The sequence below is a fragment of the Flectobacillus sp. BAB-3569 genome (genome assembly GCF_002270355.1).
GTDB classification, from domain to species: domain Bacteria; phylum Bacteroidota; class Bacteroidia; order Cytophagales; family Spirosomataceae; genus Flectobacillus; species Flectobacillus roseus.
This window is the reverse complement of sequence record NZ_NJFZ01000028.1, coordinates 57612-81438: the sequence shown is the minus strand read 5'-3', so window position 1 is coordinate 81438 and position 23827 is coordinate 57612. Positions and strand designations below refer to the sequence as shown.

General features: G+C 37.8%; 22 protein-coding genes and 1 tRNA gene. 14 read left to right on the top strand and 9 right to left on the bottom strand.

What is annotated here, in order from left to right:
• Positions 1–97 precede the first annotated feature (97 nt).
• A complete protein-coding gene (locus BWI92_RS28370) occupies positions 98–265 on the bottom strand; it encodes a hypothetical protein (protein ID WP_229363454.1) in 168 nt (55 codons plus the stop codon).
• Between the two features lie 55 nt (positions 266–320).
• Between BWI92_RS28370 and BWI92_RS22330 the strand changes: the two genes are divergently transcribed.
• The 8 genes from BWI92_RS22330 (at position 321) to BWI92_RS22295 (ending at position 6945) form a co-directional block, all read left to right on the top strand.
• The gene (locus BWI92_RS22330; protein WP_229363451.1) at positions 321–704 is read left to right on the top strand and encodes an energy transducer TonB; all 384 of its coding nucleotides are present in this window, start codon (positions 321–323) and stop codon (positions 702–704) included.
• 85 nt (positions 705–789) lie between these two features.
• Entirely contained in the window at positions 790–1071 is a 282-nt protein-coding gene (locus BWI92_RS22325) for a hypothetical protein (RefSeq protein WP_095166967.1), read from the top strand.
• 141 nt (positions 1072–1212) lie between these two features.
• Complete coding sequence (locus tag BWI92_RS22320; RefSeq protein ID WP_095166965.1) at positions 1213–2175, top strand: PstS family phosphate ABC transporter substrate-binding protein; 963 nt, start codon at positions 1213–1215, stop codon at positions 2173–2175.
• Between the two features lie 274 nt (positions 2176–2449).
• The gene (locus tag BWI92_RS22315; protein ID WP_141234884.1) at positions 2450–4156 is read left to right on the top strand and encodes a lipopolysaccharide assembly protein LapB; all 1707 of its coding nucleotides are present in this window, start codon (positions 2450–2452) and stop codon (positions 4154–4156) included.
• 108 nt (positions 4157–4264) lie between these two features.
• On the top strand, positions 4265–5041 hold the full coding sequence (locus BWI92_RS22310; RefSeq protein ID WP_095166960.1) for an SDR family oxidoreductase: 777 nt from the start codon (positions 4265–4267) through the stop codon (positions 5039–5041).
• A 7-nt stretch (positions 5042–5048) separates the two neighbouring features.
• Entirely contained in the window at positions 5049–5942 is an 894-nt protein-coding gene (locus BWI92_RS22305) for a PPK2 family polyphosphate kinase (RefSeq protein ID WP_095166958.1), read from the top strand.
• Positions 5943–6128: 186 nt separating this feature from the next.
• A complete protein-coding gene (locus BWI92_RS22300; RefSeq protein ID WP_095166956.1) occupies positions 6129–6848 on the top strand; it encodes an RluA family pseudouridine synthase in 720 nt (239 codons plus the stop codon).
• 25 nt (positions 6849–6873) lie between these two features.
• Positions 6874–6945 (top strand) — tRNA-Arg (locus BWI92_RS22295).
• 358 nt (positions 6946–7303) lie between these two features.
• Here BWI92_RS22295 and rocD read toward each other — a convergent pair.
• Entirely contained in the window at positions 7304–8560 is a 1257-nt protein-coding gene (rocD, locus tag BWI92_RS22290) for an ornithine--oxo-acid transaminase (RefSeq protein WP_095166954.1), read from the bottom strand.
• Positions 8561–9030: 470 nt separating this feature from the next.
• On the opposite strand from rocD, the gene BWI92_RS28540 reads away from it, so the two are divergent.
• The gene (locus BWI92_RS28540) at positions 9031–9201 is read left to right on the top strand and encodes a DUF5522 domain-containing protein (RefSeq protein ID WP_166549828.1); all 171 of its coding nucleotides are present in this window, start codon (positions 9031–9033) and stop codon (positions 9199–9201) included.
• Positions 9202–9661: 460 nt separating this feature from the next.
• On the opposite strand, the gene BWI92_RS22285 is transcribed toward BWI92_RS28540, so the two are convergent.
• Together BWI92_RS22285 and BWI92_RS22280 are read right to left on the bottom strand one after the other, a co-directional pair.
• The gene (locus tag BWI92_RS22285; RefSeq protein ID WP_095166952.1) at positions 9662–10837 is read right to left on the bottom strand and encodes an acetyl-CoA C-acyltransferase; all 1176 of its coding nucleotides are present in this window, start codon (positions 10835–10837) and stop codon (positions 9662–9664) included.
• A gap of 235 nt (positions 10838–11072) precedes the next feature.
• Positions 11073–13472, bottom strand: a complete 2400-nt coding sequence (locus BWI92_RS22280) for a 3-hydroxyacyl-CoA dehydrogenase/enoyl-CoA hydratase family protein (protein WP_095166950.1) — start codon at positions 13470–13472, stop codon at positions 11073–11075.
• Positions 13473–13878: 406 nt separating this feature from the next.
• Between BWI92_RS22280 and BWI92_RS22275 the strand changes: the two genes are divergently transcribed.
• Positions 13879–15477 (top strand): glycosyltransferase family 39 protein, encoded by a 1599-nt coding sequence (locus BWI92_RS22275; RefSeq protein WP_095166948.1) that lies wholly within the window; start codon positions 13879–13881, stop codon positions 15475–15477.
• 191 nt (positions 15478–15668) lie between these two features.
• Here the strand turns inward: BWI92_RS22275 and BWI92_RS22270 are convergent, their stop codons facing one another.
• A complete protein-coding gene (locus BWI92_RS22270; protein ID WP_095166946.1) occupies positions 15669–16619 on the bottom strand; it encodes a glycosyltransferase family 2 protein in 951 nt (316 codons plus the stop codon).
• Between the two features lie 199 nt (positions 16620–16818).
• A complete protein-coding gene (gene prmC, locus BWI92_RS22265; RefSeq protein WP_095166944.1) occupies positions 16819–17676 on the bottom strand; it encodes a peptide chain release factor N(5)-glutamine methyltransferase in 858 nt (285 codons plus the stop codon).
• Positions 17677–17848: 172 nt separating this feature from the next.
• On the opposite strand from prmC, the gene ribD reads away from it, so the two are divergent.
• A complete protein-coding gene (gene ribD, locus BWI92_RS22260; protein ID WP_095166942.1) occupies positions 17849–18907 on the top strand; it encodes a bifunctional diaminohydroxyphosphoribosylaminopyrimidine deaminase/5-amino-6-(5-phosphoribosylamino)uracil reductase RibD in 1059 nt (352 codons plus the stop codon).
• 90 nt (positions 18908–18997) lie between these two features.
• Here the strand turns inward: ribD and BWI92_RS22255 are convergent, their stop codons facing one another.
• The 3 genes from BWI92_RS22255 to BWI92_RS22245 form a co-directional block, all read right to left on the bottom strand.
• A complete protein-coding gene (locus BWI92_RS22255; RefSeq protein ID WP_095166940.1) occupies positions 18998–19753 on the bottom strand; it encodes a shikimate dehydrogenase in 756 nt (251 codons plus the stop codon).
• 112 nt (positions 19754–19865) lie between these two features.
• The gene (locus BWI92_RS22250; RefSeq protein ID WP_095166938.1) at positions 19866–20516 is read right to left on the bottom strand and encodes a VTT domain-containing protein; all 651 of its coding nucleotides are present in this window, start codon (positions 20514–20516) and stop codon (positions 19866–19868) included.
• Between the two features lie 176 nt (positions 20517–20692).
• Complete coding sequence (locus BWI92_RS22245; protein ID WP_095166936.1) at positions 20693–21457, bottom strand: phosphosulfolactate synthase; 765 nt, start codon at positions 21455–21457, stop codon at positions 20693–20695.
• Positions 21458–22049: 592 nt separating this feature from the next.
• Here BWI92_RS22245 and BWI92_RS22240 point away from each other — a divergent pair.
• The 3 genes from BWI92_RS22240 to BWI92_RS22230 all read left to right on the top strand — a co-directional run bounded on the left by BWI92_RS22240 (position 22050) and on the right by BWI92_RS22230 (position 23614).
• A complete protein-coding gene (locus BWI92_RS22240) occupies positions 22050–22472 on the top strand; it encodes a DUF2147 domain-containing protein (protein ID WP_095166934.1) in 423 nt (140 codons plus the stop codon).
• Between the two features lie 73 nt (positions 22473–22545).
• Positions 22546–23178 (top strand): TetR/AcrR family transcriptional regulator, encoded by a 633-nt coding sequence (locus BWI92_RS22235; RefSeq protein ID WP_095166932.1) that lies wholly within the window; start codon positions 22546–22548, stop codon positions 23176–23178.
• Positions 23171–23614: a PaaI family thioesterase gene (locus BWI92_RS22230; RefSeq protein ID WP_095166930.1), complete on the top strand. Its 444-nt coding sequence runs from the start codon at positions 23171–23173 to the stop codon at positions 23612–23614. The genes BWI92_RS22235 and BWI92_RS22230 overlap by 8 nt, the downstream gene beginning before the upstream one ends.
• Positions 23615–23827 lie beyond the last annotated feature (213 nt).

Here is a 23827-nt window from a genome sequence, read left to right as displayed (position 1 = left end):
AGATGGATTTCTACAAGCTTGGGAAGATTCTGCCTTTTCAAGTTAATACACCCTTATTGTTTGACGATGTCTTTGATTTGAATGTTGTTAACTGAAGTTATAGACCAACTTTTAAAGGATGAAMKMSACCACCACCACCACCGCCACCACCGCCACCACCAAAAGATATTCCGAAAGTAACAACTACTAAGTTTTTACCTCCGGAAATCAAGCGTGATGAAGAGGTACAAAAACCTGAACCTCCACCAGAGGTAGATAACATCAAAGGTAATACTGCAACAGAAAGCGTTAAAGGTAATACTGATGATATCGCTCCTCCAGTGGATCCAGATGCAAGACCTGCTAAAGAAGAAGCTCCAGTTGAACCACCGAAACCAGTTGAAGAAGAAATCTTTACTGCGGTAGAACAACAAGCAGAATTCCCAGGTGGTATTCCTGCTTTTGCAAAATTCTTGCAGAAAAACCTTAAATACCCTGCTGCTGCACAACGTGCTAACGTTCAAGGTAAAGTTTACGTTCAGTTCGTTGTAAACACTGACGGATCTATCCAAGGCGTTGAAGTATTGAAGTCAGTAGGTTTTGGTTGCGATGAAGAAGCTGTTCGCGTAATCAAAATGGTTCCAAAATGGAACCCTGGTAAACAGTCTGGACGTCCAGTTCGTTCAAGATTTACAGTGCCTATCAACTTCGTATTGTCGGAGTAGTATGCATTACTATAGTCTTTATTAGTATGAAACCTGTCAGGAAACTGGCAGGTTTCATTTTTAGAGGGACTTAAATTTTTGAAAGATGCCAAAAAGAGATTCACAAAAGTATTATTCAATATCAGTAATTATTATTGCTGGACTGATGTCTGTAGCCTACATAGGCATTGGAATTTTCTTAATCATTGTGCCAGATTCAGCATTTGCACAGGTGTTTTTTCCTAGTATAAAATGGTCTTATGCTTGGGGAGCAATTCTTATCATCTATGGTTTGTATAGAGGATATAGAGCGATTGAAAAATATAAAGAAGATACAGAGGAAGAGAAGGAAGAGGCCGAGTATCGTTATTACGACAACAAGAAGTGATAGGGCTTATTGCTGATGCAGATAAGCAATACTCATGACAGAGTAAGACTTTGTTAATGATAGTTAATAGAATTAGATTATTCAAAGAAAATATATAGATGCATCTAGGTGCTTCGTTAATATTATAAATCTCAAAAAGCGATGAAAAAGTATATTAAGTTTGTTTCAGCTCTTGGTGTACTCGGTGCCTTAGTTTCTTCTTGTGGATACGTAGGCAACCACCCAAATGAGAATGCACCTACTGATACCCCTGCCAAAGGGGAAATAACAGTGGCAGTAGATGAGTCTTTTCAGAATATTTTAGATGCCGAAAAGTATGCTTTTGAGCAGGGATACAAATACACCAAAATTAACGTAGTGTACAAGCCCGAAACCGAAGCTATCAATATGATGCTAAATGACAAGGCTAGACTTGTAGTAGTAGCAAGAGAGTTGACGGAGAAAGAAAAGAAGGTTTTTGAAGATGACCGTACTGTGTATCGTAGCTACAAATTTGCAGGAGATGCTTTGGCTTTGATTACCAATAAAACAAATAAAGATACCTTGATTACCGTCAAAGATGTTGAGGGGTTAATGAAAGGGAAGATAAAAAAATGGTCTGAGTTTGGAAAAGGAGGGGCAAATCAAGAGGTAGTTCTTGTATTTGATAATTCTAATTCAAGTAATTTGACTTTCTTGATGGATAAATTTGGTATTAATAAGAAAGATAAAGTGCCATTTTTTGCAATGAAGTCGAACAAAGAAGTAATTGAATACGTGAAGTCACATAAAAATGCCATTGGTGTCATTGGAACCAACTGGATTAGTGATGGCGACGACCCTGCTTCATTAGGTTTTATCAAGGATATCAATGTAATGTCGGTTACCGATAAACCAAATCCTACGAAGGAAGATTATTATCAGCCATTTGGCTATAATCTTGCGCTTAAAAAATACCCTTTAACACGTGTTATTAAGTGTATTTTGAAGGAGTCACACATGGGACTAGGTACAGGTTTTATTAACTACATGTGTATGGATCAAGGCCAATTGATTGTTTTGAAGGGAGGCTTACTACCATTAACAAGACCTATTCAAATTCGTACAGTAAAAATTGGAGAATAATGTCTTTGTATCAAAATGAACTATTATTCATTTGATTGACAATGAATTACTAATGAATTTTTAAGACGTTTTTAATAAATCTTATATTCTAGTTATAAAGAATAAAATTTTGCCTTTTTATTGGAAATTTTAATTTAATTTTGTCTTAGAAGTTCAAAAAGAAACAATATAAAAATTGCTAAGTTATTCACTTGACTTTAGATCTTTTCATAAAAACTAAATCAAATAAAATTATTTATTCATTAATCTTAATCCCAACTAACTAATTACACAAATGAAAGTAAAGATGAAATCTCTGTTGGTGGCTGTTAGTTTACTGTTTGCAGGTGCTGCAAATGCGCAAACAGTACAGCAAGGTTTGTCGCAGTTGGATGGAGACCAGCCAAGTAAAGCGAAGGCGACTTTTGAGAGCTTGGTAGCGGCTGCTCCGACGGCAGAGAACCAATTCTATTTAGGTTATTATAATTTGCGTGTAGGCCATCTTGATGCTGCGAAAGCTGCTTTCGAAAAAGGTTTGACTATTGATGCTAAAAACCCGCTAAATGCAGTTGGTTTGGCAGCTATCAAAGTTGCGAATCATAAAGTAGCTGATGCTAAAGTTGATTTTGATAAAATCATTGCTGATACAAAATCAAAAAATGCTGATGTATTGTTCCGTATTGCTGAAGCTTATGTAATGTTCTATGACGTAAACAATGGCGAAGAGGCAAACAAAGGAAATAACGATCCAGCTGAAGCTATTCGTTTGATTGATATGATTCCTGAAAAAACAAAAGTGAAGGAATTAACAGTTGAAATGAATACAGTAAAAGGAGATGCATTCCTTATCAAAAATGATGGTGGTCCAGCGGTTTCTGCTTACGAACAAGCTAATTTTAAAGAGAAAAGCGCTAAGTTATACACAAAAATTGGTGTAGTTTATCTTCGTGGTAAAAACTACCAATACGCTGTAAACTCATACCAAAGCGCTATTGAAACTGACTCTAACTACGCTCCAATTTACAAGCGTTTTGGTGAATATTATAATATCTTCAATCGTTATAAAGACGCTTCTAAATATTACAGAAAGTATGTAAGCAAAGCTGAAGCTAGCCCAACGATTTTGTTGAGTACTGCTAAATTGTTGTTCTTGGCTAAAGACTATACGGGTTCAATGGAATTCACTAGTCAAGCTGAAGCAGGTGGTGCAAAAGACAATGATATCTACCGTATGAAAGGTTATTCATTCATCGAATTGAACAAATGCCAAGAAGGTATCAACAACCTTGAGCAAATGGTAAAAGCTGGTGTAAAACCTTACTACTTGGATAACGTATATTTTGCAAAAGGTTATCAGTGTTTGAACAACGACTCATTAGCGGTTCACTATTTTGAACAAGCGGCTCCGTTAGATACTAACAACAACCACCACTTGTCAATCTACTCGATTCGTTATAAGCAAAAGAGATATGCTCATGCTGCTGATGCTGCATTAAAATCAATTGAATGGAAAGCAAAGAAGAAATTGCAATCTACTTCAGGTGACTGGTATAACGCTGCTTTAGCATACTATTTTGCTGCTGCCTATACGCCAAAAACAGACTCAGTAAACCGTGTTTCTTTGGCGATGAAAGGTGATACTTCTTTTGCTAAAGCTATCGGAATCAATGCTAAATGGCCTCCATTCTTCTTGTTCCGTGCACGTACAAACAATTTGATCGACTATAGTGGAGACAAGTGGTTGGCTGCACCATACTATGAGCAATATTTGACAGTAATTGGTGCGCTTAAAGCTGAAAATTCAACTACTTACAAAGAGAAGAAAGACGATACTTACGAGGCGCTTCGTTACTTGTCAGGTTACTACTTGACTGTTTCGAAAGACACCGTAAAAGCTGAAGACGCTATTAAGAAAGCGCTCGAAATCAAACCTGAAGATCCAGATGGTTTGAAATCAATGTTGCCAGGTGCAACTCCTGCAACTCCAGCTCCTAAAAAATAATTTTAGGTAAATTATTTAAAACGAAGCCCTGCCATTTGGTGGGGCTTTGTTAATTTTGAGGGATTGCATTTTGCAAATCATAAGACTCAACCGACTATTCTCATTATTATGTCATACGCATTGGTTACAGGTGCCAGTAAAGGTATCGGAAAAGAAATAGCAGCAGAACTTGCTAGTAGAAAATACAATCTCTTATTAGTAGCACGCTCTGAAGAGCTACTTCAAAAAGTGGCTTCTGAACTAAAATCTCGTTATAAAGTAGAAGTTGACTATTTAGCGATTGATTTAGCTCAAATTGGGGTAGCCCAACAAGTATTTGATTGGGTAAATACCAAAAAATATGAAGTGTCTATTTTGGTCAATAATGCAGGCTATGGGCTGGTTGGTCCAGTAGGGCATTATTCTATCGAAAAAAATCGTGATATGATGACTTTGAATATGCTTACCTTGACAGAAATGTGTCAAACATTTTTGCCTATGTTGAAGCGCCAATCTAAGTCATATATCATGAATATTGCTAGCTCAACAGCCTATCAGGCATTGCCTCACATGGCAATTTATGCAGCCACGAAGGTTTTTGTTCTCAACTTTACTAGAGCGCTTAAGCATGAATTAGATGGTACTTCGGTTTCGGTAACGGCTATTAGTCCAGGCTCAACAGCTACAGACTTTAACGATAGAGCAGAAGTAGGCGAAAAAGCAATGAAAGCAGCTGAGAAAGTAATGATGACGCCAACAGAAGTAGCCCAAATCGCAGTGAAATCTATGTTTGGAGGCTCTACTGAAGTAGTAACTGGGTTCATCAATAAATTAGGGGCTTTTATGGCTTGGTTAGCGCCTAAATCAATTACCGAAAAAGTAGCAAAAGGTATTTACGAAAAATAAAAACACTATGGCAAAGCCTGAAATGAAAGACTTTAGCTTTGATGGAAACGGTCACTTTTCCATTAAAAAACTTCCTACCAAAATCGAAGATTTGTATGTTGATGAAGCTGATTATTTAGCTCAACTATCAGAACTGCATAAGAAAATCGATAAGCTTCAATCGCGTATGTATGCACATGGAAGGTATGGAATGGTAATTATATTTCAGGCTTTGGATGCCGCTGGCAAGGATGGAACGATCAAGGCTGTCTTTTCAGGAATTAATCCTGCGGGCATCGTAGTGCATAGTTTTAAGCGCCCTTCTGCCGAAGAGGTCGACCATGATTTTATGTGGAGAAGTATGCTCAAAATGCCTCAAAGAGGACAATTGGCTATCCATAATCGTTCTTATTATGAAGAGGTATTGGTGGTAAAAGTTCATCCATCTATTTTGTTAGAAGGACAGCGTTTACCTGAAGAACAAACCAAAAATTTAGAGAAGGTATGGAAGGAGCGTTACGACTCAATCAAACATTATGAAAAACATTTGCACCAAAATGGATTTGAGGTTGTGAAGTTTTTTCTAAATGTTTCCAAAAAAGAACAAAGCAAACGCTTAATCGAACGTATTGAAGATCCCGATAAAAATTGGAAGTTTGAGGAGCAGGACGTAAAAGAAAGAGCGTTTTGGAAAGAGTATCATGAAGCGTATCAAGAGTTAGTAGACCAAACCGCTACTGAGCATTCGCCGTGGTATGTAATTCCTGCTGATGATAAAAAGAATATGCGCTTGATGGTAGCGCAAGTCATTCATGACAGATTAAGCAAGCTAAAAATGGAATATCCTGCCAGTTCGCCAGAACGTCATGAGTTTTTACAAAGCTTGATAGCCACTATCAAAAAACAAGAGGCAGAAGATTAAAAATATAATACTGAAGGTGCGAGATGTTTCTTGCACCTTTTTGGCTTTAAAAGGGAGCATTTTAAAAGAAAATACAAACTGTTTCGGGAAGATACCTAGAGTTTGCAAAAAAAGTAGGAACTTTGCAGTATTGTCTAATCGTTTGATTATCGGCTCATATTGAGTCTACTAATATTTAATTTTTTTATGCGCATTAATTTCAAAGATATAATTCTTTTCGAAAACGACGACTTCATAGTTATAAATAAACCACCTTATATTTCATCCTTAGATGAGCGTCAGGCTGATAACTCACAGAGTATTTTGCGATTAGCAAAGGAGTATTCTGATGATGCACAGTTGGCTCACCGACTTGATAAAGAAACATCTGGTATTTTGGCTATTGCTAAAAATCCTGCGGCGTATCGTCATTTGTCAATGCAGTTTGAGCATCGTCAGGTTGCTAAGCGTTACCATGCAGTTGCGAATGGTATCCATGATTTGGATATGATTTCGGTATATTTGCCCATCGCACAAAAGCGTGATGGCACACAAGTGGTGATTGACCGTCAGAAAGGCAAAGAAGCCGAAACTATTTTTAATACGATCAAGGTATATCGTAAGCATACTCTTATCGAGTGTATGCCTATTACGGGTCGTATGCACCAAATTAGGATTCACTTGGCTTGTTTGAAAGCTCCAATTGTAAGTGATCCAACGTATGGAGGCGATACGCTATATCTCTCAGATTTGAAAAGAGGTTTTAACCTTAAGAAAAATACAGATGAACTTCCTTTGATGAAACGAGTGGCATTACATGCCCATTCCTTGACTTTTAATCTGATGGATGGCGAACGTATTACCGTTGAGGCACCGTATCCTAAAGATTTCGAGGTTTTGGTGAAACAGTTAGAGAAGTTTTCTTAATTTTGCGACGCTAAAATTTTGGCGAGGCTCCGTAGTTCAATGGATAGAATGTGGGTTTCCGGTACCTAAGATGCAGGTTCGATTCCTGCCGGGGCTACAAATAAAAACGTAATCATTTGATATCAAAAGTATTGAGTGGTTACGTTTTTTTGTGAGTGAAGTCTGAAAAAGTTGATCTATCTTGAGTTTAGAGATCAAGTATAATCAATGTACCACTACAAAAGACGCAATCATTGCGTCTCTACAGCTAGAATAAATTTTAAAGGTCAAATTTGATAATTAAATGTTTATACTCACAATTCACAATTGGGATTGTACGAAGGATTTTATCTTGTTCAAAAGAATTCTTATCATTAGTGTTTTTTATGTAGTGGCAACTCTTGCAGTTGCCACTACATCAGTTTTTTTTAAAAAGACAAAGCGCTAGTTCTCAGTTTATTATTCAGCACTGGTACTTATTTCCACTCTAAAATTACTTTTTCAATAATGGAGCAAGCATCGTCCATTTGAGTTTCGGTAATGACCAATGGTGGGGCAAAACGAATCTTATTGCCATGTGTTGGTTTCGCTAATAACCCTTTTTCTTTAAATGCCATACACAAGTTCCAAGCCGTTTCGCTTTCTTCTGTATCGTTGATTTCAATAGCATTTAACAAGCCTTTTCCTCTCACTTCGGTAATTAAGTCTGGGCGTTGATTTTTGAGCTGTGTCATTCTTTCACGGAAAAGTTGCCCCATTGCCTCAGCATTTTCGGCAAGTTTCTCATCTTTTACCACTTGTAGCGCTGCCATTGTTACAGCACATGCCAATGGATTACCTCCATAGGTAGAACCATGCTCGCCAGGCTTGATAGTGAGCATGATTTCGTCACGACACAAAACTGCAGATACTGGATAGGTTCCTCCTGAAAGAGCTTTCCCCAGAATCAAAATGTCAGGTTGGAAGCCTTCATGATCACAAGCAAGGCGCTTACCTGTGCGGGCAATTCCTGTTTGCACTTCATCAGCAATGAACAGTACATTATGCTCACGACACAATTCGTAAGCTTTTTTGAGGTATCCTTCTGCTGGGACAACAACACCTGCTTCGCCTTGAATAGGCTCTACCATAAAGCTGGCTACATTTGGGTCTTTGAGAGCTTCAGCCAAGGCCTCTAAATCGTTGTAAGGAATGATTTCATAACCTGGCAATAGTGGGCCGTAATCGTTATAACTCGAAGGGTCAGTCGAAGATGAGATAGCCGCGATGGTACGTCCCCAAAAATTACCTGAAGCATAAAGCGTTTTTGCCTGATTTTGTGGAATACCCTTTACTTTGTACGCCCATTTACGAGTCAGTTTCAAAGCTGTTTCGCCACCTTCTGCACCTGAGTTCATCATCAACACTTTGTCGTAACCAAAGTATTCACACAAATATTTTTCACAAATCCCTAATTGGTTATTGTAAAAAGCACGAGAGGTAAGGGTTAATTTCTGTGCCTGCTCTATCATCGCCTGCACGATTTTTGGGTGACAGTGCCCTTGGTTTACGGCACTATAAGCCGATAAAAAATCGAAATACGGGCGATTTTCTACATCCCAAACAAAAACACCTTGACCACGCTCCAATACTACAGGCATTGGGTGATAGTTATGAGCACCATAATGGTCTTCAAGCGTAATGGCAAATTCGGTGGCAGTTAGTTCTTCTGAATATTTTTCTGAAATGTTCATTGTCGTAATTCTTTAAAGTAAAAAGGTGATTTGATAACAGGTAATCTGTTATCCTTGCTTTAGTCTTTTTACAAATGATTTTAAAATAAAGAAATGACAAAATAGACTACCGTTGAATCACAGCATAGCCTTTTGTCTAAAGTATCAAAACTTTAGAAGGGTATTACACAGCAGAAAAAAGCCAGATAACGTAGATGAGTAGCGTAGAAGACTCAAGGATTCGGTGAATTTTACAGAAATGCCCATAAAGTGCACTCGTCGTGAGAGGAGGACACATTGTTTTGTAATTGGTACGATATGTAAAATTGCTTGGCATGACTTTTACAAAAATACAATATTTTGAACATTTTGCTTAAACTACAGGTTGGAAACTTGAAAGTAAAACCGAGCTATTGACGGAAAAATCTATAAAAAGAGCCACGACAAAAACATCATATTGTCTTGACCACTGTTAACTTTGACGCTTGAATATGAAAAATGAAGAAAAGATAAAGGCCAATCGAGGACTGGAGCCAGAGGATTATTACTTAAATGAACAGGGATTTATGGTATTTACGAAAGAATACCACCTGAAGCGGGGATATTGTTGTAAAAACGGTTGCAAACACTGCCCTTATGGTTTTAAGAGAAAGCCAATGTAAACGGAAACGATATATTCCTATTCAAAAAGAGTCACACTTACATTTTGCAATTTAGCGCATGAGTGATCATTTCAAAAAAGTCGGTTGAAAAACTCATTTCGACCGCAGTTACTAGTTCAAGACTTAGTCTTGAACTTATTTTTTTAACAGTTTAAATCTGTGTCAACAAAGTTGAGTGACGAAGTCTAAATACCTGCATGCCCCTTACTTGTTGTGTCCAGTCATAAGGTTTACGGAGTATGCTAGAAAACTGAATGTATTTTCTAACATACTCCGTAAAATAGAGCCTATGAGAGTCAAGTTAATTTGATATTGACCACTCACTAGTCAAATTAAGTAATCGTGCAAAATAAGATTTAAAATGCCTAGGCAACAGGCACGAGGAAAAGAGTTTTAACATGTTTTTAATAACTAAAGACATGCTTTTTTCCAAAGCCCACCGCCGAAAGCCGATACCTGCTTACAAAAGCTCATAAATACCAGCCACACCTTGCCCACCACCAACACAAGCAGTCACCATACCATATTTTTGATTACGACGACGCATTTCATTGAATAGCTGTACCGACAAGCGAGCGCCTGTAGAGCCTAATGCGTGTCCTAATGCAATAGCACCACCGTTTGGATTGAGTTTACTTGGGTCGATGTCTAAGGTTCGAACAACAGCCAGCGCTTGAGCGGCAAAGGCTTCATTTAATTCGATTTGGTCAATGTCATTTAATGACAAACCAGCTTGCTTAAGGGCTTTTGGTACAGCAAATACAGGACCGATACCCATAATGCGTGGTTCGCAACCTGCTGTGGCATACGACAGCATACGAGCAATAGGCTTCAGATTTAACTCATTCACCATTTTTTCAGACATGACCATTACAAAAGCAGCGCCATCTGAAGTCTGAGATGAGTTACCTGCCGTAACCGAACCACCTGCGGCAAAAACAGGTTTGAGTTTGCCGAGTGCTTCTACACTGGTATCTGCACGAGGACCTTCATCTTTGTTAAAGACAGATTCTTTTGTTTTCTTTTTACCTGAATTCGCATCAAAATAAGTTTCTTTGATGGTAATAGGAACAATTTCAGGGTCAAATAAACCAGCCTGTTGAGCCGCAACGGCTTTTTGATGTGAAGCATAAGCAAATGCATCTTGGTCTTCACGGCTGATATTATATTGATTGGCTACTTGCTCGGCTGTAAGTCCCATGCCAATGTAATAATCAGGTGTTTTTTGAGCAATATCAAAGTTGAGAGCCGTTTTATAACCCATTACTGGTACCATTGACATAGACTCTACACCACCTGCAATAATACAATCCGCCATACCTGCTGAAATTTTAGCAGCAGCAATAGCGATAGCCTCAACACCCGAGCCACAATAGCGGTTGATTGTAAACCCAGAAACTTCTTTGGGCAATGACAATAGCGCTACATAACGCCCAATTTGCATTCCTTGTTCGGCCTCTGGTACGGCATTACCTACAATTACGTCATCTACACGGACTGGATCCAATTGTGGAAGGGTTGATAAAAGATGTTTGATTACTTCTGCTCCTAGTTCGTCAGGACGAGTGAATCTAAGTGTACCTTTTGGGGCTTTTCCCACTGCTGTACGATAGCCCGCAACGATATATGCATTCATGGTTTGATTCTGGATTTTGAATAAGAAAAATGAAATTAGGCAATAAGCTGTAGGCATTAAGCAAAAAATGTATTCATGATTTTTTAGAAAAACTCTTATACTTTCAGCTTATGGCATATAGCTTAATGCCTATTACGGGTAAAATTAAGTTGAATTAATTGTCGAGATAAAATATGGTGAATTATGATTTTATATTCACAATTCACAACTCGCAATTCTACATTCATACTCCCTCTTAGTTTCTAAGCGGTTTTCCTCCGTTAAGAAGGCTTTGGATACGCTCCAAAGTCTTGCGCTCACCCGATAGTGATAAGAACGCTTCACGCTCGAGGTCGAGGAGGTATTGTTCCGTAACATTTTGTGGATAACTCAAGTCTCCTCCGCAAATAGCATAAGCCAATTTGTTGGCAATCTTGGCATCGTGCTCAGAGATATACTTACCCATCAACATTGACGTAATACCTGCTTTGAATAAGGCGATACCTGCTTTTCCTTGAACCCTGATGTCGTTACGTTGCTTCGGTTGGGTATAACCAGCTTCTGCTAACTCAATAGCTGCTTGCTTGGCATCAGCTATCAAACGACTGCGGTTGAGCACAACCTCGTCGCCACGACGGAAATAGTTCATATCAAATGCTTCATAACCCGAAGTACTTACTTTGGCTGTTGCAATGTTCATGAAGGCTGATTGCAAAATGTTGAGCTCAGGATCGCCTGCTTTGTAGAGGTCAGAACAGCGTAAGGCCATTTCTTTAGTACCACCACCCGCAGGAATCAACCCTACACCTACTTCCACAAGACCAATATAAGTTTCGGCGGCTGCTACCACACGGTCAGCGTGTAAAGTAATTTCACAACCACCACCAAGTGCAAGCGTATGAGGTGCAACTACAACAGGAATCGACGAGTAACGAACACGCATCATGGTCTGCTGGAATTGCGCAATCATGAGGTTTACTTCGTCAAATTCTTGTTCTACAGCATACATGAATAGCATTGCCAAATTGGCTCCTGCTGAGAATGCTTCAGTGCTATCGTTGCCAATTACCAAACCACGGAAATCCTTTTCTGCTAGATTGATTGCTTTGTGAACGCCTTCGATAACTCCTGCGCCAAACGTATTCATTTTTGAACGGAACTCTAAACCAAGGATTCCATCGCCTAAATCGTAGATATGACTTTCGCCGTTTTTCCAAACGATACCATCTGAGAGGTTTTCAAGAATGATAAACGATTCTGTGCCTGGAATGAGTTTGTAGCTTTTGCTAGGAATGTCGTAATAAAGGCGTTTTCCACCCTCTTTTTTATAGAATGAGTTTACGCCACTTTCAATCATCTCATGAACCCATGAGGCAGGTTCCATACCTTCGGCTTTCATGAGTTCTAAGCCTTTTTGTAGACCTAAAGCGTCCCACGTTTCGAAAATGCCCATTTCCCAACCAAAACCTGCGCAAATAGCAGCATCGATACGATATAACTCATCAGCGATTTCTGGAATGCGATAGGTAACATATCTGAAACCATCCAAAATGGTTTTACGATAAAACTCTCCAGCTTTGCCTTTATCTGCTAACAATACAGCAAAACGGTCTTTTAAAGCTAGAGATTTGGTTTTTTCGAAAACATCAAATTTTACCTTCTGAGAAGGCTCATATTCAAAAGTTTGAAGGTTTAAAGCCAAAATTTCTGACTTACCACCAGCTCCTTTAATTTTCTTATAAAAACCTTGACCCGTTTTGTCACCCAACCATTTGTTTTCTTGAAGCTTTTTAATCATTTCTGGTAAAACAAAAGCATCTCTTGACTCATCATGCGTGAGTGCCGCATATAGGTTGTTTGAAACGTTAATCGTAGTATCCAGACCGACCAAGTCAGACAAACGGAAAGTTCCTGATTTTGGGCGACCTACGACTACCGAAGTTAGTTTGTCCACTTCCTCAACTGTCAATCCCATTTCAGCTACTACCTGCATAGTTTTCATCATGCTGTAAACACCTACACGGTTGGCGATGAAAGCAGGAGTATCTTTACATAATACGGTAGTTTTTCCTAAAAATCTATCACCATAATGCATCAAGAAATCCACAACGCTACTATCAGTCTGCGGTGTAGGGATTACTTCCAATAGTTTCAAATAGCGCGGAGGATTAAAGAAATGTGTTCCGCAAAAATGTTTTTGGAAATCATCAGAGCGACCTTCTGCCATCAAATGAATCGGAATACCCGATGTATTTGAAGTAATCAAAGTGCCTGGCTTACGAAGAGCATCTACCTTTTCGAATAGACTCTTTTTAATGGCTAAGTTTTCTACAATGACCTCAATCACCCAATCATAATTCTTGATTTCGGAGAGATTATCATCGAAGTTGCCAAGTTTGACACGGTTAGCAAATGCCGTAGCATAGAGTGCGGCAGGATTAGCTTTGAGCGTATTCTGAAATGCCTCGTTGACAATACGATTACGTACCGCAGGCGATTCTAAAGTAAGACCTTTAGCTTTTTCAGCATCGTTGGGTTCACGAGGAACGATGTCTAACAAGAGCACCTCGCATCCAATATTGGCAAAGTGGCAGGCAATACGGCTTCCCATGATGCCTGACCCTAACACAGCTACTTTCTTGATTGAACGGTTCATTGTAATATGTTTATGAGATTTTGATTCGATAGGTAAAGTTAAAGAAAAATAAAATTGTTATGCAAGCATACTATTTTATTTTTTTCTTTGAATTGTTATATTTTTATAAAAAAGGCTTTGAATGGCTCAGAAAGCTTCAGGAATTCACTGTAAAAAAAGAATACAGAAGAGCAGAATAGGATATCATCTTACAGTAGCCAGAGAACTTTGTCCCTATTCTATTTGACTTTATGGATAATTTATAGCGATGATGTAAAAATATTGTAGAGAATCAAGCATTTGGGCATAGGTTTTGCGACATATTTTGCGGTTGTTATTTTTTGATAGGCCATTCAGAATAAAGCTTCAAAATACCAGAGCTAACAGTTATCATTCATCTTTCCCACTTAACCCAAGACTATTGTATATGAAGTTGAACCTTTTTAGTCGTTTGCTCAATACGCCCAAATTGCCCATGATTTTATTTGTGGTTTACTTCATTAGCGGGCTTTTAATTTACAAAGATTATGGCGTTTCCTATGATGAAGGAACAGAGCGTCATATTGGGATTATGAATATTATTCATGTAGCTCGGCAATTGGCACCGGGTATGGCATCGAAGGTGATTCCACCTGATTTGAAAAATGCGCCAGACATGGAGCATTATCGAGATAGAGATCATGGAGCGCTATTTGCCTTGCCAATGGTGGTGTTGGAAAAAGGAATGGGCATCGATGACGAATTGGGCGTATATCGGCTTTGGCATTCATCGACTTTTTTGATTTTTGCGCTATCCATTATTTTCTTGTACAAACTTCTTTCTGAAAGATTCCAAAAGCAATATATCAGTCTGTTGGGGTGCTTTATTTATATATTTTCGCCCCGTTTTTTTGCAGAATCATTTTATAACCCTAAAGATTTACCTTTGTTATCACTCTTTGTAATAGCAGGTTATTTAGGATTCAAGATTTTAAAAGGCGCTAATTATAAGTATGCCATTGGCCTAGGGTTGGTTATGGGATTGGCTACGGCATTGCGCATTGTAGGAATTTTTCTTCCATTGATTTTTGGAGGGGCATTGGTCTTAAAACATCTCTTTACGCAAGAAAAAGACTTAATCCAGAAGCTCAAAATGTTGGTAATCATGATTGTCGTGTATTTGCTGACATTTTACATTGCGTTCCCATATTTGTGGACAGATCCTATTGGGCACTTTATTGAGGTATTCGAAAACTTGAGTAAGTATCCCTTGAATGCGCCAGTATTGTTTGAAGGACAATATTACATAGCTCCTGATTTACCTCGTTATTATGCCTTGATATGGATTGTGATTACTACGCCAATTCCTTTTCTTTTGTTGGCCTTGGTGGGTGTGATTGCGACCCTGAAGCAATGGATAACAGAATATAATAAGCCGATTACGTATATCAATTTATTTTTTCTAGGGCTTTTTGTTGGACCCATTTTAAGTGTTGTCGTATTAGATTCGACCTTGTATGATGGTTGGCGCCACTTGTATTTTACTTATGCAGGGTTTGTGTATCTTGCCACATTGGGAATTGTTACGATTGAAGACTTTTTGAAGGGATGGAAGCCTGCCGTAGCAGGAGGCTTTATCGGTTTGAATGTATTGGTAGTGGTATATCTACTTGCTTGGATTGTGAAAAATCACCCCTATCAAAATGTTTATTTTAATGTATTGGCAGGAAATCATGTCGACAAAAAATTTGAGATGGATTATTGGGGTACTTCCTACAAACAAGCATTGGACTATTTGAAGGCGCACAGTCAGAAAGGAGCTAAAGTCAAAATTAATGGAAATATTTGTGCTTCGTATAACTTGGGGAAAAGCGAAAAAGATGCACTGAAATTTGTGAGTGACATTAACCAAGCAGACTATTTTATTACAGAATATCGTCATTTCAATTTTAACCCAGATTTTTCAGCTTATCAAGTACCTTCAAAAGAAGTATTTAACGTGGAAGTGGATGGGAATAAAGTGATTAGTATTTATAGTTTGAAATAAACCACCATCATTATTACTCAAACACATGAGTCGTTCCAAATTTAGTTATTATTATTCTAGCAGTAGAGACGCAATGATTGCGTCTTAAGCCGAGTTATATCCAGCATGGTAGTATCAAAAAAAGCGGTCGAAAATTGTTTTTCGACCGCTTTTTTGATGAATAGTGGGAGGATGCCCCAAATGCCTTTTTATTAAAAATTTACTTTTTCGTAAATAATATATTCTGGTCTGTTTTTGATTTCCTCAAACATATTACCCAAATATTCACCTAAAACACCTATCGTAAGCAATTGAACACCTCCAAAGAAAATAACGGCAATCACCGTTGATGCCCAACCTGGCACTAAGGTCTCTGGTCTGAAAATAAGTCCTGTGAGTACCCAAACTCCCAATGCCAACCCAACAATCAAGCTAAGACTTCCTAAGCCCAGAGCAAGTTTGAGAGGTTTTTTACTAAAGTACAACAAGCTCGTAGAGGCAAACTTGAGCATTTTAGAAAGAGGGTATTTCGTTTCTCCAGCAAATCTTTCTTCACGCACGTACATGATAGGTACTTGCTTGAAACCAATCCATGAAATTAGCCCTCGAATATATTTGTTCTTTTCAGGAAAAGCTTTGAATGCTTCGATAACATGCTTATCGATTAATCTAAAATCTCCAGTATCTACAGGTAAAGGTGTGTCTGATAGAAAATTGATGGTACGGTAGAACATACGTGCCGTAATTTTTTTGAAGAATGTTTCTCCTTTACGTTTTTCACGCATTCCATACACTACGTTTGCATTTTGTTCAAGATGCATTTTTATCATATCTGGAAACAACTCTGGTGGGTCTTGCAAATCGGCATCAATAATAATAGCTACGTCACCATTACAAGCTTGGATACCTGCAGTTACGGCAGGCTGGTGCCCAAAGTTTCGAGAAAAACCAATGATTTTGACATTAGCGTCTTTTTGAGCAATTTCTTTCAGAATAGATAACGTGCGGTCACGACTGCCATCGTTGATAAAAATGATTTCATAGCCCTTAGTCCCAAAAGATTGCATGGTTTTAGACACTCTTTCGTAAGTGTACATAATTACCTGCTCCTCATTGAAACAAGGAATGATAATCGAAACAGTAAGGTCGTAATGTTCAGACATAAATCTTTAAAGTTCAAGTTGTGTGATAGGTAAAATACAGGGTAATGCTTTTGTTTTGCATAGTTACGCTTTTGAGTTGTGACGAAGAGTCTAAAGCATAAAGCAGGTAAAATTCGCTTTGTCCGCTTACTGAGGTTTTCAATAAATGTACAAGAAAGAGGAGAATTAACCCATGCAAATAATGTGAAAATGGATATAATTAAACGTTATTTTTTCTTCCTTTTATAAACCGTTCTCTCCCAAACATATCCTTGATGATTTCTATCTCAGTGAATCCTTTTTCTTCAAAAACCTGTGCTGTTTCCTTTCCTAGGTATTGGTTGATTTCTACCATAAAAAAACCATTGTTTACCAAATTCAAAAAAGCATAATTGGCAATGGCTTTGTAAAAAATCAAAGGATTGTCATTTTCTACAAAAAGAGCCAAATGTGGCTCGTAATCAAGTACATTAGCTTCCATTTCATCTTTTTCTCGATGCGTTACATACGGAGGGTTGCTAACAATTATATCAAAAAGTTTATCTGATTGCTCATATTGATATGCCAAAATATCCTTTTGAATAAATTGAACACCTGCTTGGTGGCGCTCATTATTTTGCTTGGCAATACTCAATGCTTCTTCCGAAATATCATAAGCAATAACAGCGCCATTTTGTATTTCGCAAGCAATAGTAATAGCAATACATCCTGTACCAGTACCAATATCCAACACAGATGCGGTATGTCCTAAACTTTTGGCAAAAGAAACAATAGGTTCGATGAGCTCCTCGGTCTCGGGACGAGGAATAAGTGTGGATGGACTAACATAAAAAAGTCTTCCGTAAAAATCTCCTACGCCTAACACATACTGTATGGGCTCGAAGGATTTGATACGTGCCACAAGCGGTGCAAAATCTATATTAACTTCTATAGGTTTGTCAATCAGAATGTCTGTTTTTGAAAGACCCACAAGCGTATCAAGCAAAAGATAGACCATGCTTTTTGCTTCGTTTTCTGAGTAAACTGCCGTAATTTCGGCTACCAAATCCGCAAATAGTTGCTTGGAGGATTGAATCATGGAAAATAGTATGTTTTGAGCTATGAGGTACTCGTTTTAGCTTTGTGTAAAGGTGTTTTGTTGTAAGCATATGCTAAAAACAAGAGCTATTGAGAAAAATAAAGTGGCTCAGCCTTTGTACCTATGTTTAAATGCGTTTCATTTTTATTGATGAATATACAAAATTACAGAAATGTCGAAGAATAATCATGTTTTGAACGACGCTCAAATAAAAGCCTTTATGCAACGAGCGCTCGATCTAGCCCAATTGGGAGCAGGAAATGTATCTCCGAACCCCATGGTAGGATGCGTAATTGTACATCAAGGAAAAATAATAGGGGAAGGTTGGCATCAACGTTATGGGCATTGGCATGCCGAGGTGAATGCGGTAGCAGATGTAAAAGATCAAAGCCTTTTGCCCGAATCAGAGGTTTTTGTGACGCTCGAACCTTGTTCTCATTTTGGTAAAACTCCTCCTTGTGCCGATTTGTTGGTGAAACATCAGGTTCGTAGAGTATATACCTGTAACGATGACCCCAATCCCTTAGTAGCAGGAAAAGGTATCCAAAAATTGAGAGATGCAGGAATTGAAGTCATATCGGGTGTTTTAGAAGAAAAAGGACGCGTATTGAATCGACGTTTTTTTACCTTTTTCGAAAAAAAGCGACCTTATATTCTCCTTAAATGGGCGGAGTCGACTGATGGTAAAATAGCCTTACCTGATTTCCAAGCGGTTCAAATTTCTAATGCATTATCCAGACGTTGGACACATCGATTGCGCTCGGAGGAGGATGCCATTATGGTGGGCACACGAACGGCACAATATGATAACCCTTCGCTGAATACACGTTTTTGGACTGGTAAAAATCCGATAAGAGTTTTGATTGATAAACATTTACAAGTGGCGGAGGATTCGGCTATTTATGCAGGAACAACACCGACAATTTGCTATAATTCCATCAAGTCCCAACAGAAAGGGCATATTTCCTATGTCCAAATGAATTCTGAAAACTCTTGGCTTCCGATGATTTTAGATGATTTGTACCAACGAAAAATCCAGTCGGTCATCGTTGAAGGTGGGACAGCCTTGTTACAGTCTTGTATTGATTCTCATTTGTGGGACGAAGCGTATCGTTGGATAAGTCCGCAAGCGATAGGAGAGGGCATCGCAGCACCAATACTAACAGAAGGCTTGGTTGATAGAAAAGAAATAGGCAATAATAGTTTGTGGAGGTATTCGATTGAACAATAAAATTGATTTCGGATGTGGGATTTTTGATTTCGGATTGAATTGAATAAAAGTTTAAATCCAAAATCAAAAATCCCCAATCCAAAATCGTATCTAGCTATTCCAGATTTCCCATGCTTTTTCGGCTTGTCCGTGTAACATTTCTAGTCCAAAGTGAACACCACGCACGCCAGCTTCAGTTCCCTTTTTCAAAAATAATGTTTCGAGTGGGTTATACACAATGTCATATAGTAAATGCTTTCCACTCAATAATTCGTAAGGAATAGCGGGACAATTCTCTACTTTCGGATACATTCCTAGTGGAGTAGTATTCACAATGAACAAGTGCTCAGACATTACTTCTGGCGTTAGTTCTTCGTAGGTAATAGTATCACTTTCTTTGGTACGAGAAACCAATTGTACTTCCAAACCCAAGTCTTCTAAGGCTACGATAATGGCTTTAGCTGCACCACCTTTCCCAAGTACTAGCGCTTTTTTAGGAGCGATTTCATTAAAAGCATCCCATTTTTCAAGCGTCCATCTAAAGCCCCAGTAATCGGTATTAAAGCCTTTTGTTTTACCATTCTCCAAAAACTTTATGGTATTCACAGCACCAATTTTGCTTGCGGCTGGGTCGATTTCGTCGAGATATGCCATCACATTTTGTTTATGAGGAATTGTCACATTCAAGCCTTTCAGCTCACCTGCATGTGATTGAAGCAAAGCAGGGAAGTCTTCAATATTTTCGAGCTCAAATTTCTCATACGTATGTGTCTGAGAGAGACCAATTTTTTCGAATTTCTCCGTAAAATATCCTTTTGAGAACGAATGCCCCAAAGGAAAACCAATAAGACCAAATAAATTTTTCATAGCGTAAAAATAAACAAAGAGGCAATAGTACGAAAACTTTTGCCTCTTTGATGAAATAATGCTTTATATGATAGGAGTAAAAAGCGTGTATTGACACGTCTTACTCAAGAAATTACTTTTGACTGAATTGACTTTTTACAAAACCAATCACCATTGGTAATACCGAAATAGCCACGATACCAAGTACTACTTTTTCGAAGTTGTGTTTTACCCACTCGTTGTTGCCCAAGAAGTATCCCAACAAAGTAATTGAAGTAACCCATACAATAGCACCAATTACACAGAATGTAATGTATTTGCCATATTTCATACTACCTGCTCCCGCAACAAATGGCGCTACAGTACGTACGATAGGTACAAAACGAGCCATAATAACGGTTTGACCGCCATTTTTTTCGTAAAACTCTTCTGTTTTAATAATGTGCTCACGTTTTAAGAAGAGAATTTTATCTTTTGATTTAACAAAGTCACTCAAATATTTTCCTACAAAATAATTCACATTATCGCCCAAAAGCGCTGCACCAATCAACAATGGAATGACGAAAGTAATGTCAATTTTGCCACCTGTTGCAGGAGCAGCCAATACACCAATCGCAAATAAAAGCGAATCGCCTGGTAACAAAGGCATAACTACCAAACCAGTTTCGGCAAATACGATTAAGAACAGCAAACCATACGTAAGCGTACCGTTGTCAGTGATAAACTGCGTGAGTGCAGTTAAAGGATCTTTGAGAAGTTGTAATACAAATTGAATAATTTCCATTGTTTGGGAAGATTTACAATGTCCAAATGAGGCTTGGAGTAAATAGTGAAAGTAAACTACAAAAGTAAAGAAGAGTAACCTTTGTACGGTATGATAGTGAGAATCTTAATCAAAAAATAAAAAAGAATGATTGAGCAAATGTTGTCTTTGCCCAATCATTCTTTGAAGGACAATAATTATTTTTTATCCAAGAAATGAGAGAATGTATCGCCTCTCAAGCCCAAACGGATTGTTTCTAATGAAATAACTTCATGCGGAGCAATATTCCCAACGTTTACGTTAGCGCCAACCAACTTCACAAACCAAACTTGTTGAGATTTTTGAGGAGCTTCCCAAATGATTTTTTCTTCTGGAATTTCTGTCAAAATTTCTTCTACCAAACCTTGACGCACTTCACCAGATGCACGGAACAACCCTACGTTTCCACCTTCACGAGCTTCACCGATTACTTTCCAAGCACCTGCTTCCAATTCTGCTTTCATCAATTTAATCCATTTGTATGGAGGAATGATTTTTGCTTCATCTTTTGAGCCTACTTCCGAAAGTACTGTTACTTGTTTAGCTAAAGTTTGGATATATCCACATTTGTCATCTTGTTCCATTTCCAAAGAACCGTCCGAAACCTCTGCGTATTCCATCCCATATTGGTCTAAAACACGACGGTATTCGTCAAATTGACCTCTTACCACAAATGCCTCAAACAGAGTACCCCCAAAATAAACAGGGATGCCCGCTGATTTATACAAAGCCAATTTATCTTTTAGGTTTGGAGTCACAAAAGAGGTTGCCCAACCCAACTTCACTATATCGGTATATCCAGAGCCAAGCTCCAAGAAATCTTCAACTTGTCTGAGACTAAGCCCTTTGTCCATTACCATTGTCAAACCTTTTTGACGTGGCTTTTCAGTTCTCTCGGGAATCTGGTTAAGTGGGTAATTCATATTTTTTGAAATTTCTGGGATTAAATATTTGGTTTTCAGAACAACAATGTTGTGCTTGTTGCACTTATTCAGAATAATTAATTCGTTTGATTGAATAATGAGGTAATTCGAACGTGCAATTTTGCAAAATTAGAAATATCTTCCAAATGGCACAAACTACTATTTTACTAGATTGTCTTTAAATAATAATTGCTTTTAGTTAAATTTCTGTAAATCAGGGATTTAATTTTTTTGAAAAAATAATTTTTCATAGATTTTTCAAAAAATATTATCAAAAATTTGTTTGCTAAACACTGTTTAGTAATTTTACATTGTTATAAAAATGAAAGACGATAAAATATTAATCTTCAAAGCATATTTATAACTCTGAGAATAACTAGAACTACCTTACCCTAAATCGTTTAGGAAATAATAATACTCACATTATCCTAAACTTAGTATCTTAATGACCCAAATCTCATTCCTATTTTGATTAAATATATTATAAGTATTTTTATCCTATAGTTTTAATAGAATTTAATACAAAGATTACAAAATCTTCCGAATCTCAAGCCTTGAAAACAAAACCTTTTAATAATAAACATACAAACTCATGAAAAAGCTATTATTTATTCTTGCCACCTTGTTATTTACTATGCAAATCGTACAGGCTCAAAACCCTACCAAAGACGCCGTGTTGGGTGAATGGCTATCTGAAAGTAAAGACGGTAAGGTGTTGATATTTAAACAAGGAGAAAAGTATTTTGGTAAACTTTCTTGGATAAAGGACGCAAACAAAAAAGATGTAAATAATCCTGATGCATCGTTGCGTAGTCAACCTTTATTAGGATTGGTGATTCTGAAAAATTTTGAGTTTACAGGAAAAGCATGGGAAGAAGGGAGTATTTATGACCCTAAAAATGGCAAAAGCTATTCATGCAATATGAAACTTAAAAAAGCGGATGAATTAGAAATCAGAGGCTTTGTGGGCGTTTCGTTACTGGGACGTACTACTGTGTGGACAAAAGTGAAATAAGCCTGCTACCTGTTGGGAATGCCTATACACTTTGCGTAAATTTGCCTGTATACTAAGATTGGTTTATTAAGAAATGGGTATTTTAGAAAGAAAAGAACGCGAAAAACTTGAATTAAAGCAGCGAATTTTGGAAGCTGCTAAAGAAATCTTTATCAAAGAAGGCTTTGATAAGGCTTCTATTCGAGCTATTGCTGATAAAATAGAATATAGTCCAGCTACCATTTATCTTCATTATAAGGATAAAGATGAGTTGTTTTATGCGGTACATGAATTAGGTTTTGATAAATTGTCCGAAATGACTCGTCCTGTTGAAAGTATCGAAGATGGTTTTCAACAACTGCGTATGAGAGGACTGATTTACTTAAAATTCGCTTTCGAAAACCCTGAGCTATACGACTTGATGTTTATAAAAGACGCGCCTATGCACGCTCTCAAAAAACAAGAAGCTGGCTGGGATTGTGGCATGCACAATTTTGTGGCACTACAAAAAAACTTGGCGCTCTGTATCGAACAAGGCTCTGTTTTGCCAGCCGACATCGATGTATTGTCTATGTCAATCTGGTCTTATGTTCATGGTCTGGTATCATTAAATATCAGAGGGCGATTTGAACCATTTTGTGAACTAAATCCAGAAATACAGCTTGAGAAGCTCATAGGAGAGTCGTTGGACTTCATGTTGAATCTTATAAAAAAGAAAAATGAGTAATAAACACGCATTAGAGGTTTTTAAAGAATATATTGGTACTCGTGTAGCCGAAAAAAGTATTTCGCCAGTGGCCAAATTGTTGGATGGCGTATTGGTAGGAGTTCATGACCACGGTATCGAAATAGAATACCAAGTCAAAGAAGAAATGGTAAATCCTGCTCGTATCCTACATGGCGGTATTGCTGCTACGATGTTGGACGATATTATTGGGATGACTGTTTTTATGATGGGCAATGGTGTTTTTTATAGTACTGTCAATCTTTCGGTAGATTACCTTTTTAGCGCACGACTAGGCGAGACCGTTCGCGTAAAATCTAAGATTGTAAGAATGGGAAAGAAAATCGCTCATGCAGAAGGCGAAATTCGTAACCAAGATGATATTTTAATTGCAAAATGTACAACCAATTTGGTGGCAACAAGCAATACTATTAAATAGTTTTAGTTACTTTGTCTTTGAATCTTTGAAAGACCAGTAACTAACTGATTTTAAGGATTTACAAAGTGAATTAAGCAGTAAAGATTTAACAGTTTACTTAAGCTGAAAAAATCTAAAAATCCCCTAGAAAGACCTGTGGGCAGCAAAATCTCCCACAGGTCTGACTTATGACAGCTTTTGGCATTCAGTTTGAGCAGTCGGCCTGCATTAGTA